Origin of the sequence: Ectobacillus panaciterrae DSM 19096 (assembly GCF_000430785.1) — a bacterium.
Lineage (GTDB): Bacteria > Bacillota > Bacilli > Bacillales > Bacillaceae_G > Ectobacillus > Ectobacillus panaciterrae.
On the sequence record NZ_AUMR01000101.1, the window covers coordinates 1 to 12,559 of the forward strand.

General features: G+C 37.3%; 12 protein-coding genes and 3 pseudogenes. 11 read left to right on the plus strand and 4 right to left on the minus strand.

All coding sequences use genetic code 11. The annotated features are described in order from the left end of the window. A partial coding sequence (locus H540_RS30280) for an ArsR/SmtB family transcription factor (protein ID WP_155891078.1) occupies positions 1-288 on the minus strand: 288 nt, incomplete at its 3' end. Positions 289-625: 337 nt separating this feature from the next. Between H540_RS30280 and H540_RS0119055 the strand changes: the two genes are divergently transcribed. The 5 genes and pseudogenes from H540_RS0119055 (at position 626) to H540_RS32350 (ending at position 4,434) form a co-directional block, all read left to right on the plus strand. Then, complete coding sequence (locus H540_RS0119055) at positions 626-1,333, plus strand: IS6 family transposase (protein WP_028401986.1); 708 nt, start codon at positions 626-628, stop codon at positions 1,331-1,333. A gap of 74 nt (positions 1,334-1,407) precedes the next feature. Further along, positions 1,408-1,596, plus strand: a pseudogene (locus H540_RS30285) (DDE-type integrase/transposase/recombinase); the annotation flags it as partial. Positions 1,597-2,026: 430 nt separating this feature from the next. Beyond that, positions 2,027-2,254 carry a FeoA family protein gene (locus H540_RS0119065; RefSeq protein WP_028401987.1) on the plus strand — a complete coding sequence of 76 codons (228 nt, stop codon included), beginning with the start codon at positions 2,027-2,029 and terminating at the stop codon, positions 2,252-2,254. Next, positions 2,254-4,263, plus strand: a complete 2,010-nt coding sequence (gene feoB, locus H540_RS0119070) for a ferrous iron transport protein B (protein ID WP_028401988.1) — start codon at positions 2,254-2,256, stop codon at positions 4,261-4,263. Before H540_RS0119065 ends, feoB begins: the two co-directional genes overlap by 1 nt. Positions 4,264-4,281: 18 nt before the next feature. Next, the gene (locus H540_RS32350) at positions 4,282-4,434 is read left to right on the plus strand and encodes a FeoB-associated Cys-rich membrane protein (protein ID WP_081415205.1); all 153 of its coding nucleotides are present in this window, start codon (positions 4,282-4,284) and stop codon (positions 4,432-4,434) included. Positions 4,435-4,542: 108 nt separating this feature from the next. On the opposite strand, the pseudogene H540_RS33395 reads toward H540_RS32350, so the two are convergent. Then, positions 4,543-4,710: pseudogene (locus tag H540_RS33395) on the minus strand (hypothetical protein); the annotation flags it as partial. 254 nt (positions 4,711-4,964) lie between these two features. Then, positions 4,965-5,363, minus strand: a complete 399-nt coding sequence (locus H540_RS0119075) for a hypothetical protein (protein ID WP_028401989.1) — start codon at positions 5,361-5,363, stop codon at positions 4,965-4,967. Positions 5,364-6,379: 1,016 nt separating this feature from the next. Between H540_RS0119075 and H540_RS0119080 the strand changes: the two genes are divergently transcribed. The 4 genes and pseudogenes from H540_RS0119080 (at position 6,380) to H540_RS0119090 (ending at position 7,708) form a co-directional block, all read left to right on the plus strand. Next, on the plus strand, positions 6,380-6,580 hold the full coding sequence (locus H540_RS0119080; RefSeq protein ID WP_028401990.1) for a cold-shock protein: 201 nt from the start codon (positions 6,380-6,382) through the stop codon (positions 6,578-6,580). Between the two features lie 350 nt (positions 6,581-6,930). Continuing rightward, entirely contained in the window at positions 6,931-7,155 is a 225-nt protein-coding gene (locus H540_RS0119085; RefSeq protein WP_028401991.1) for a hypothetical protein, read from the plus strand. 146 nt (positions 7,156-7,301) lie between these two features. After that, a pseudogene (locus H540_RS35625) lies at positions 7,302-7,486 on the plus strand (cold-shock protein). Positions 7,487-7,522: 36 nt separating this feature from the next. Next, positions 7,523-7,708: a cold-inducible protein YdjO-related protein gene (locus tag H540_RS0119090; RefSeq protein ID WP_028401992.1), complete on the plus strand. Its 186-nt coding sequence runs from the start codon at positions 7,523-7,525 to the stop codon at positions 7,706-7,708. Between the two features lie 564 nt (positions 7,709-8,272). Here the strand turns inward: H540_RS0119090 and H540_RS0119095 are convergent. Continuing rightward, on the minus strand, positions 8,273-8,467 hold the full coding sequence (locus tag H540_RS0119095; RefSeq protein WP_028401993.1) for a YkvS family protein: 195 nt from the start codon (positions 8,465-8,467) through the stop codon (positions 8,273-8,275). Between the two features lie 1,206 nt (positions 8,468-9,673). Between H540_RS0119095 and H540_RS0119100 the strand changes: the two genes are divergently transcribed. Continuing rightward, on the plus strand, positions 9,674-9,898 hold the full coding sequence (locus H540_RS0119100; RefSeq protein ID WP_028401994.1) for a hypothetical protein: 225 nt from the start codon (positions 9,674-9,676) through the stop codon (positions 9,896-9,898). Between the two features lie 318 nt (positions 9,899-10,216). Continuing rightward, positions 10,217-12,445, plus strand: a complete 2,229-nt coding sequence (locus H540_RS30290; RefSeq protein WP_034671456.1) for a transglycosylase domain-containing protein — start codon at positions 10,217-10,219, stop codon at positions 12,443-12,445. Positions 12,446-12,559: the final 114 nt, after the last annotated feature.

The following is a 12,559-nucleotide window of genomic DNA, read 5'->3' on the forward strand; positions in this document are numbered from 1 at the left end:
TGTTGTAAGTATCGTTTCTATTCTTGTCTTCATGTTTTCATCAAAGAAATTATAATAAATTTCTAAGCCTTTCCGATCTCCTCTAATGATTTTAGCTTGTTTTAGCTTTGCTAAATGCTGACTAATGGTACTTTGAGGCATCTCAAATTCCTGATATAAAGTAGTTACATTTGTAGGCCCATTTACAAGCAAGAACTGTAATAATCCAAGGCGTACCTGATGTGCAGTGACTTTTAGGAACTCAGCTCCATCTAGATATTTCTTACTATCTATTATCTTCTCTTTCAGCATTACGACATTCTCCTTTCAATCCCTCTCTTCCTCTATTTTATAACAACTATCCTTAATGTTATATTAAGATAGTTTTAAGAGATAGTTACACAAGTTTTACATCGTTGGTAAGTGCGAGGGTTCTGGTGCAAGAAATCTAGTAAACTTGGACATACTGATACTAGGACTCTAAAAAAAGGCATGATCAGTATGGAAAAGCAAAATTTATTCAAGTGGAAGCATTATGAGCCTGACATTATTTTGGGTTCTGGTGCAAAAACTTCAAAATATCTGCAAGTAATCTCCCAAACTTGGACATACTGATACTAGTACTCTAAAAAAGGACGTGATCAGTATGGAAAAGCAAAATCTGTTCAAGTGGAAACATTATCAACCTGATATTATTTTATTAACCGTGAGATGGTACCTACGGTACAGTCTCAGTTTTCGTGATTTAGTCGAAATGATGGAAGAACGTGGACTATCTATTGCTCATACAACCATCATGCGCTGGGTTCATCAGTATGGTCCTGAATTAGATGAGCGAGTACGACGTCATCTTAAGCCAACCAATGATTCTTGGCGAGTCGATGAGACGTATGTGAAAGTCAAAGGTCAATGGATGTACCTATATCGTGCCGTTGATTCAGAAGGAAATACGATTGATTTTTATTTAAGCAAAACAAGAGATCATAAGGATGCAAAGCGCTTTTTCAAGAAAGCCTTGCGGTCTTTTCATGTTTCAAAGCCCCGTGTTATCACAGTAGACAAGAACCCAGCCTATCCTATGGCGATTGAAGAGTTGAAGAAAGAGAAAAAGATGCCCGTAGGCATCCAAATAAGGCAGGTAAAATATCTTAATAACATTGTGGAGCAAGATCATCGTTTTATTAAAAAGAGAGTTCGCTCGATGTTGGGATTAAAATCTTTTCGTACAGCCAAATCTATTCTTTCGGGAATAGAAGCGATGCATATCATTAAAAAAGGACAACTTGCTTTACGGGACAAGTCTGTCCAAAATCAAGTGAAGTTCATTCATCAACTATTTGGAATGGCTGCGTAAGAACAGATTCCATTAGGAATCTATATACCTCTTTCAAATAAATGCAATCTTTGCACCAGAACCAAATATCTTAACAATATCATCGTTTTATAAAGAAGCGAGTTCGTTCGATGTTAGGATTAAAATCCTTTCGAACAGCCTCTTGGATGATAAGTGGTATCGAAGCCATGCATATGATGAAAAAGGGACAAGTTCACCAAGGGGTGAAGTCTGCCCAAAATGAAGTTGAGTTCATACATAAGTTGTTTGGATTAGCATCATAATTCATGGATGAAAAGGATATTGAGGTTCTATGTTTCTAACAAATCATATTTGCACCAGAACCGGAAATCCCTCTAATTATTTCAATATATTGAGGGATGGTATAACCGTAAACGAATTCATAGTAGCATCGGTTATAAAACTCCTCAAGTAATCGAAGATGAAGCTAAAAAGTAGTTTAGGCTTAACTTTTTGGTGTCCAAGATATTGACTCAAATCCAAGAAGCTGTTGGTCTAAAAAATGAAACATCGAACCAGACGTGTGAATCATGAGAATCTGGAGCTTTTGAGTCCTTATGCAGAAAACTGTATCTGATAAGTAATTATCAAAATCATGAACTTTTTGAAATTTTATTCTCTTATGGATTGAAAATAGGTATAATAAAAGTAGAAAATGAAATTCATTCTCATAGAACTAACGGGGGAAATGTCATGGTATTAACAGAGATAAAAAAAGGGAAAAAGGCTATCATTATTGACATGTCTACAGTCAATCCTTCCATACAACGACGATTATTAGATTTCGGAATAGATGAAGGTACAAAAATATGTCTCAAGCAGTTACTTCCGTTTCAAGGACCGTGCATGATTGAAGCATGCGGTCAGTGCATCAGCTTGCGCCGCAATGAAGCAAACTGCATTGTTGTGGAGGAAGTGTAATGCAGCAAATTGGTTTATTCGGAAATCCAAACACAGGAAAAACATCACTTTTTAATGCATTGACTGGTTCCTACGAATATGTAGGAAACTGGAGTGGAGTAACCATTGAAAAAAAGGTAGGGAAACTGCGAAAGCAGAAAGGATTACTGATAGATTTACCGGGAGTATATTCTTTACACCCGATTTCAAAAGATGAAAGAGTTGCAACGAACTTCTTATTACATGAGGAATTTTCCTCTATTTTAAATATTGTAGATGCATCACAATTGGAACGTAATCTTCATTTGACCATTCAATTGCTGGAATTTGGAAAGCCAATGATCATTGGCTTGAATATGATGGACGTTGCCAAAGGACGCGGTATTCAAATTGATTATCAAAAGCTATGGGAAGCGTTGGAAGTACCGGTGTACCCGATTATAGCCCGCAAGGAAACCGGGATTGATAAATTGCTTGACGTGCTTCCGAAGGCTAAACAACACACACCGATACTCATCCCGTACGGCTCGATTATTGAACAAGCAGTTTATCGTTTAGTTTCCTTATTGCCAGAATTGCCAGATGGAATAAAAGGTTCGAAACGATGGTATGCGCTTCAAGCGCTTGAAGGAAATGAGGCTGTTTTGCAAGAATGGGAAGCCTTGGTTCCACAAACGGATTGGCGCACCATAATTGCAGAAACGGAAGAGATGGTGCATGCTCAGGTTCAAATCAAGTCGCTAAAACAGTTTATTTACCAAAAGCGGCTTTCGTATATTCAAGAAATTTTGGCTGGGTGTGTCACAAAGGTAGAGAGTCATGGTGTAACCTTAACGGAGAAACTAGACCGAGTTGTGGCTCATAAATTGCTCGGTATTCCAGTTTTTTTAGTATGTATGTTTCTTTTATTTAAGGTAACATTTGATTGGGTAGGTACTCCTCTTTCTGATATGCTGGACGGGTTTATATCCGGTTCGTTTTCAGATGGAGTAAAGAATTTGCTTGAGAAAATCGGAGCAAATGCGTTTATTGAAGCAGTGATACTTGATGGTATTATCGCCGGTGTCGGTGGCGTGCTTGTATTCGTACCGCAAATCTTCCTTCTCTTCTTCTTTATTTCTTTGCTTGAAGACTCCGGCTATATGGCACGAGTGGCGACGGTAATGGATCGATTGATGGAAAAAGTAGGATTGAACGGAAAAGCGTTTATTCCGATGATTATTGGATTTGGATGTAACGTACCAGGAGTGATGGCGGCACGAACCATCGAACAACCGAAGGAACGCTTACTGACGATTATTTTAACACCGCTTATGTCTTGTTCGGCACGTCTCAGTGTATATAGTTTATTTGTAGCAGCTTTTTTTAAAGAACATCAGGCTTTAATTGTACTATCCTTATATGTACTGGGAATTGTGATGGCATTGGTACTGGCAAAAGTCTTTTCGTCTACGCTGTTACGTAATGAAGCAACGTATTTTCTCATTGAACTGCCTCCGTATCGTGTGCCGCAGTGGAAGACGCTGCTTCGCAGTACATGGGATAAAGGAAAAGGATTCGTGAAAAAAGCGGGTACTTTTATTTTTGGAGGCTCAGTTCTCATTTGGCTTCTGTCCTATGCAGGGCCAGGCGGACTAAATGTGGAGATGGAAGACAGCTTTTTGGCGTTAATTGGAGGCGTAATTGCTCCGCTTTTAGTACCGTTAGGGTTCGGAACATGGCAAGCTGGTGTATCGCTTCTTACGGGATTCTTAGCCAAAGAAGTGGTCGTATCTACGATGAACATTATTTATAAAACGCCGCAAATTGATAAATTGCAAGAGTTGATGGGGAATTACTTTACGCCGCTCAGCGCGTACAGCTTTTTAGTGTTCATGTTGTTATACATCCCTTGCTTGGCGACAGTTGCAGTTATTCAAAAGGAAACAGGTTCTAAAAAGTGGACACTGTTTTCCGTCGGCTATGCGCTTATTCTTGCATACGGATTAAGTTTCCTTATTTATCAAGGCGGAAAGTCGCTTGGATTCTAATAGAAAGAAGGGCGGAATATGATTAATATTACAATTGGTACTCTGATTTTCGTCTACGCAGGTTACTCTTTAACAAAGTTCATAAAGAAAAGCAAAAAAGGAAAATGTGCAGCATGCTCCCTCAACACATCGTGTGCGAGTAGCTGTGACACAACAAAGGGGCTGACCTAAAAGCCCTTAAACAATAAAAATTAAAGAAAGAATGTGAAATAGACCATCATTAAAACCCTTGATTTTACTGGATTTTCAATGATGGTCTAATAAATATCAGCTTGTTCTTTAGTCAGCTGAGCTCGGACGCAGGATCTCGTCTCTTCTCGACTTGGTCAGGTAGATGACCAAGCCTAAAATTGTTATGAGGAAGATTATACTGGTTCCCGTGGTACCCAGACCAAGACCACCCTCTTTGCGAGGCTGTGACAGATAGTCGCCAAGAAAGGAGCCAAAAAGATACATTGACTACCGATAACACTAATTATGTAAACAGAAAAAGCTCGTCAGAACAAAATCTGATGAGCTTTTTTTATAGGGGTAACCCTTATCAGCACGACCTATGCTGTCAAGACATACCATCGAGTGAATCCGAAGCCGAAAGAGAAGCACCGCAAGTAAAAAAGATTAATATAAGTAATTACTAATTCTACTACTAGGTACCTAATACGATGGAATTAGATATAAGAATCCCTACTCTTTTTTAATACTTACTCCGGCGGTTTTCTGTTTTTCTTGTCTCTTGCTTTCTGATTAGCATCATCTGCGTTCGATGCCTGAGCACCGAGAAAGGCACCAACTGCACAACCCCCTATTACTCCAGCAAGTAGTTCCGCGGCCTTAACCTGACCATCGGGTGTCTTACTGGCGGCGGCAGCGCCCAGTGCAGCACCTGTATTGGCACCCTCTAGGCATCCATCTATAACATTTGTCCAATAATTCGGTGGAGTTGGTTCGGGAGCAGGTCTCGATTCTTTAGGCGTGCCCGACACATCACTAACATCGCCGGAGCCTGCGCCAGCATCGATAATTCCTCCACCATCTCCAGTACAGTCTCCAATAGAAGACGAGATAACTTCATTGAGATCGCAAGTCGGATTTAGCTTCAAATGGATACCTCCTACTTAGATTTATTCATTTCTTATTCTGGTTGTTTTATCAGAAATAAATGCATATATAATTTTCGTTTTGGAGATAATCCTTTTTCTTAGCTTGATGGCGATGAGGTAACCAGTTTCGTTAGCTTGATGGGTATGGAGTCAAATCCCAAAAATATTATGAGCAGAAATTATAAATAATATGTTCTATCTAAAAAGAGATAAGTTTTACTAACTATGTTAAATTTTACTTGCGCATATATTTGAATGAATTGACTCATGATATAGGTATCGGGTACGTAACGGTTGAGCCCAGATTTATATATGCTCTTCTTGGGGTGTATATAGGTCGGCCAAAGATTATATACAGGTCATGTCATCATGGTTTGTATGTAGTCGGAGGGAAGATTTTATACGGTAGAGAAAGGTTTTATTACAGTCGTATCTCTAGAAGATATTATTGTAATAAGGCTCCAATTTATCGTATAGGGTCGAGCGAAGATCGTATCGAGTGCCGCAGATTTTGTTGAGTGCATGACTCAATAAAGTTAACGTTCATATATAGCCGAGAGGTTATATATGGGTGTACAGGTATTTTATACGGTCGAACGAACCATTATTATAAGTGGTGAACTGCTTATGTATAGTCGAAAGATTATGCTTAGGTAATAAGTTATTTATAATAGTGCAAGGTAGATCGTTACGTGCTCGTTTTTATTACTTGATACATACAAACTTCCGATAATCTTGATTATGTGAACTTCGCATGAGTAATTTATTGGTATGTACGGAAATGATGAGTAAACTATTATAACGCAATGATTTTTGCTTTCCTATTGGTAAAGTGCTATAGTAGTTTTAAACCATTTTACTTTTAATACTATAGAGATTTAAATAAGCTGTAACTTCAGAGGGGATAGCAAGGTTAAATCTTCTCAGAGGTTGCAGTTTTTTAACATCTTTTATTACTTGTAAAATGGTCGAAAATGGATATGTACATCAAGGTACATTGTAGGAGGATTTTTTTCATGGAAAACGGTAAAGTAAAATGGTTTAATGCAGAAAAAGGTTTTGGATTCATCGAGCGTGAAGGTGGAGAGGACGTATTCGTTCACTTCTCAGCTATTCAAGGTGACGGCTTCAAGTCTTTAGATGAAGGTCAAGAAGTTACTTTCGACCTCGAACAAGGCAATCGTGGACCTCAAGCTACTAACGTAAGAAAGAAATAATTGAAATGAAAGAGAAGGGATTCCCTTCTCTTTTTATATTGGTAGGTTCTTTTATTAGTTTGGTTTTGTTACATATCTACGTTAACTTTAACGTTCTTTTTTATGTGGGCGTGTTAGGTAACGAATGAAGCACTTAAAACGAACGTATAATACGTAAAAAAGGTCATTGATCTAGATGTTATGTAAGAAATACTTTTATTTTAAATAATAGAGAAGTTTTATTTAGAAAACAGCCGGATTATAAATGACTGTTTTTTTTTGCTTATACATTAAATTTCATCTATATCACGTTTTAAAAACAATCAAACCAGGTAATAACCCTTGTTTTAGTATCAGGTGTTCATCGTGTTGTGAACAACACACTTTCCTTTGCGAAGAGTTTGGGTGTTGATCCGATTGCCGTTTATGTTGGTTTTGATGAGAAACCCATAGATAAAATGGAGAAAAAGTGGGAAGAATGGGGGACACCTTGCAGGTTGGTAGTTCTTCGCAGTAAATATCGTTCTATTCTTGAGCCCTTGATTCGCCATAAAGATATAGTCATTACGACAGTTCCATATCATTTGAAACATTAACAAATTTTCACTTTAGAAAGTGTCATTTAATTCCGATAACACTGATTATGTAAAGAAGGTATAAAATAAGCGGTTTTAAACATTCTAAATATATAGGATCTTTTGAGAAAGCAACTGGTAAAGTAAATTGATTTAATGGTGAAAAAGTGTTTGGATTCATTGAAGTAACGGGCGGAAACAATGTATTTGTACACTTCTCTGCTATTTAAGGCGAGGGTTTTAAATCTCTAGAAGAAGATTAAGCTGTAAGCAAGGAAACCGTGAACCGCGAGCTATAAATGTCATAAAGCTATATTTAACAGACGAAGAGACTGTTAACAATTTGAGTTAGCAGCCTTTTTTGTTGACTTGGAAGGGGAGAAATACAGTGAATTGGGCAAGAAGAAAAAATGCTTTACAGGAAGAAGCGCCAAAAGCACTAGTGGCAGTATGGGAATGTGAATCGGTGGATTGCTTAGGATGGATGCGCAAAAAATTTTCGTTAAACGAAAATCCGAAATGTCCATTATGTGAAACGAAGATGAAAAGCGGAGAGCGTATGTTATCCACCTAAACAAACTAATCTTATATTTTTTTAAAGCTAAGTTATGATTGATAACTTAGCTTTTTCTCACTTTTTCAACATTTCACATGAGTTTATCCTCGTTTGAGGCTCTTGCGTCTCAAAAATCTGTTGTTTCCACGGATCTAGGAAATCAGTCTTGTTCTTACATTGCACATCGACGAATGAAGGGAAGGCAGATTCTGTCATCACATCATAGGAAGAGCGATCTTGTTTGACACGGTTGTATATAGGGAAGCTATGAATTAAAATCTTAGAGCATCATTCTAGCCTAAAAAATCTTTTTGGAACAGAAAAGATTGAGGTTATAACGTAATAGATAGTGTGAGGGTCAAGTATCGTACTTCCGATAACACTGATTATGTAAACAAAAAAGCCCTTCAAAACGATCTGAAGGGTCTTTTGTTTACATGTAGATACATTGAACTTTTTTACTATGGGTTCAGCCGAGATACGTGTAAAAACGGGTCATGTTCTGGATGTTATTTCTAGTTTGTGGCCCTGTTTAATTTATACCGTAATCTCTCCTTCTATCGGTGTAGACACATTTTTACTTTATGCACAATCAATAACCTTATAATTTTTATGTGCTACAACCGTTCTATTTCCTTCAAACTCCAATTCTGTCTTATTTTCGGTTACATTTACAATAACTGAGTTTTCATTGATTTTCTCTACGATCCCTTTAATTCCATCCTTAAAAAGGATATGATCTCCTATTTGTGCTATCTTTTTTGCCTTGAATATCATTTTTTCCCTCCGATTAAAAAAGTACATTTTCTAGTTTGTTATTGTTGGATTTTTTTCTTCTTGCAATGGGTTAAGATATAGTACACAAAATTTAACAATATATTGCTAAATTTAAATAGTTTTAATGTTATGTCGTTTTACCTTTTCTTTATGGCTTAACCATGGAAACTACTCTTGCCTTTGAAACTAAAAAGGCCAACTTTCCTCTATAAAGGGTTGCCGGCTTTTTGCTGAAGAATATCTTGGAGTATCTAACATATCATAACTTGGTTACAGTTTAGTTAATGAAAAATAACAGTTTGACAACAGAGAAAAAAATTAACTATAAGAAGTACCTATTGTAATCTAAAAGGACAGACGAGAGATTACGAGAAAATGGGGAAACCCTTATTGTTGCACCAGCCTTAATTTACTTCAGCCTAGGAAGGGCTTTAACAATACGAAACGATGAATTTTTTCATGGATTAAAATCCCCTTTTTAAGCATCAGGCAAAACAAGAGGGATACCTAGTTGTATTATGTCTCAAGGTAGCTTTTTTGTTCTGATTGCAACAAAAACGAACATTTATGTTACGTTTTCCATTTCAAAATACTAGTCTTAATAAACCTTGAATAAAGGTGTAAAAAAATACTGTTTCAAAAATAATTCGTAATATTATTAATTCCAGCTCTTTTTGTTACAACAAAACATAGTTATTAGTAATAAAATACAGACTATGACCCGAAATTACATGTATCTCGGTCGAACCCCATTATGTTAACCTTTCGCCTCACAGGCTAAAGGTTTTTTATTTTGTAATCACATTTTTTAGACATTCATAAACCAGCAAATTATTTATAAAAAAATTCTTTGACCCCCTTAAAAATAAGTCCTCTTGCGAACAAGTATAAAGGGACGCTGTAAAGGAGTGAAAACAATTAGAATCCCAATACACGATTTCATATTAATTCTTGTAGGCTCTATCTTTGGTATTTATAAAACATTCATAGACAGTACAAGTGGGTATGTTACGAGGGCAATAGGAATACTGTCCTTGATTCTATCAATGTGGGTACTTATTTCGTGTGTACAGTCTATGAAAGATAAAACTGAGCGATAACTACATGCTTATGTAGTATATAAATTTTATGTCTATACCGTTCCCATAAGTAGAAGTTCATTTCTACTCAAAACACCAGAAATAGTACTGGAAAGGGGGATTTAGTTTGAAGGAATTTACTGTTTGTTATACTTTGGATCATGATATTAAAAGGGAAAAAATAACGAAGGAATTAGACGTTAAAATGGAAGAGGTTGTACAAGAAGTATTAGAAAAGATGGAACGCAGCAAGTATTTTATTGTTACAAACGACGAGGGGGATGATATTATAAACGCCTCTTTAGTACGTTATGTACGTGTTATAGATGAGAAAGAGTTAGTCCAAATATAATTACTATGAGTTAGAAGGACATTACTACCGATAATCTAGGTTATGTAAACACAATATCCTCCTAGCTAAAAAAGATAGGAGGGTATTCAATTCATATCTTGTCCAGAAAAGCATAGATTTCTTGTACCATAACCAATAAAAATGCATAACGTATACATATCATACTGTAACCTATATAATTAATCCTTTGGTTGTAACATGTAGATAGAAAGAATGTATGAGGCTTGAAGTTTAGAAGGCTATATTCCTCATTATAAAGTCTTTAACAAGGTTCATCCTTCGATTTTTTGAGTAAGTGAAAGGCAGGAGAGAAGAAGAATGTCAGAAACGTATCGTTCTCGTGAGGAACGAAAACATACAGAGAGAAAAAAACAAGAACAGAAAGCAAGTGAAAAGCGTCCCAAAAAAGGCTCTCTCTTAAAAAGGGTTTTATTTGCTTGCTTATTTATTGGCATCATATCGGTGGGAGCGGGAGTGGCTATTTTCTTTTCTATGATTAAAGACGCCCCTCAAATAGATGAGTCAAAATTGGCAGATCCACTATCAACGAAGTTTTATGATAAAGACGGAAACTTTATCTATGAATACGGGAAGGAAAAGCGAACAAAAATCACGTACAATCAAGTTCCAAAAGTGTTAGAACATGCGCTTATTGCTACGGAAGATGCACATTTTTATGAACACCATGGTATAGACATAAAACGAACTGGTAAAGCGATTTTCGAAAACTTGATTGGGAACTTCGGATCTCAGGGTGGAAGTACAATTACGCAGCAAGTCATAAAAAACTCATTTTTATCTCCTCAAAAAACGTTGAAACGAAAAGTACAGGAATGGTACTTGGCATATAAGTTGGAACAAAAATATTCCAAGCATGATATTTTAACGATGTATTTAAACAAAATCAACCTTGGAAACCGCTCTTACGGAGTTGCTGCTGCAGCGAAAAACTACTACGGCATTGAAGCGAATGATTTGAAGAAATTGACGCTTCCGCAGGCTGCCATGTTAGCTGGGCTACCACAAAGCCCCAATAACTACGATCCGTCCAAACCACAAAACAAAGAAGCGGCCACAAAGCGTCGTGATCTCGTTTTAGCCTCCATGCATAGACAAGGCTATATCACAGAGAAACAAATGCAGGACGCGATGAAAGTTCCGGTAACGGCGGGCATTATTCCGAAAACCAATCAAGAAGGTATGCCGTACGAAGCATTTTTGGATGCTGCGGTGAAAGAGGTTGAAGACAAATTGCAAGACATCAATATCGGTACGGATGGTCTGCAAGTCTACATGACACTCGACCCAAAAGCACAGCAGTATGCCGATAAAATCATGAATACGCAAGATATTGTAAGTTACCCGAATGATCGTTTCCAAGCGGCTTTTACGTTTATGGATTCGAAAACAAGTGAAGTACGTGCCATAGGCAGCGGACGCAATGAATACAAAGCGGCGTTCCGCGGAAACAACTTTGCGGTAGATATAGAGCGTCAGCCTGGCTCTACATTTAAACCGATTTTTGATTATGGTCCCGCAATTGAAAACTTAAAATGGTCAACATACCACCAGATTGTCGATGAACCCTATAAATACTCAAACGGTGTGCCGATTCGAAATGCCTATACAGAATATAGAGGTTCTATGTCTATACGAGAGGCTTTAGTAGAGTCACGTAACATTCCAGCTTTGAAGACATTACAGAAAGTCGGTTTGAATAAAGCAAAAGAGTTTGCGCAATCACTGGGCATTACGTTCTCAAGTAATCAGGTTTACGAATCTTACGCAATCGGAAGTAACACTGTGTCACCTCTTGAAATGGCAGGAGCATATGGTGCATTTGCAAACGATGGCGTCTATACAAAGCCGCATTTCGTTACAAAAGTTGTTTTTCCGGACGGCAAAGAAATAAGCTTTAAGTCGAAAGGTAAACGCGTTATGCATGACTATACGGCTTATATGATTACCGATATGCTTCGAGGTGTAGTGAATGCCTCTAACGGAACAGGTACAGCGGCTAATGTACCAGGACTTGACATTGCCGGAAAAACAGGAACAACGAACTTTGACGACAAGACAATCAGTCAATTCGGATATCCATCCAAAGCGACAAATGATAGCTGGTTTACCGGTTATACACCACAATATACAATGGCTGTTTGGACCGGCTATGCGAAGAACGGTCCAGATAATTATATGCTTGGGGATACTACAAAAATCTCGCACCTTATTTTTAAGGCGATGATGCAAACATTTGGAACAGACACATCCAGATTCCAGCAACCAAACAGCGTATACACTGCGAATAACGAGCTATACATTAAGGGAGCTAGTTCTGGCGATGTTCCACCGGAAGCTCAAAATCCAGAACAAGACAGTAATAAGGGAAATGATAATGGAAGTAATAACGGTCAGAATGAGACCAACAATGTAAATGTTAATACAAACCCTCCTGATAATGGTGAACATAAAGGGGAAGACAAACATAAAGAAGATAAACATAAAGAAGATAAACACAAACATGAAGATAAACATAAACATGATTAGGGTGATAATGGAGAATATTTTCCTTTTCTTCGTTCCTGTTTCAAAACAATCTTAGTTAACTATAAATAAGATTATAGAAAGTTAATCTAAACCCCTCGTGTGGTTGTAAAAGTA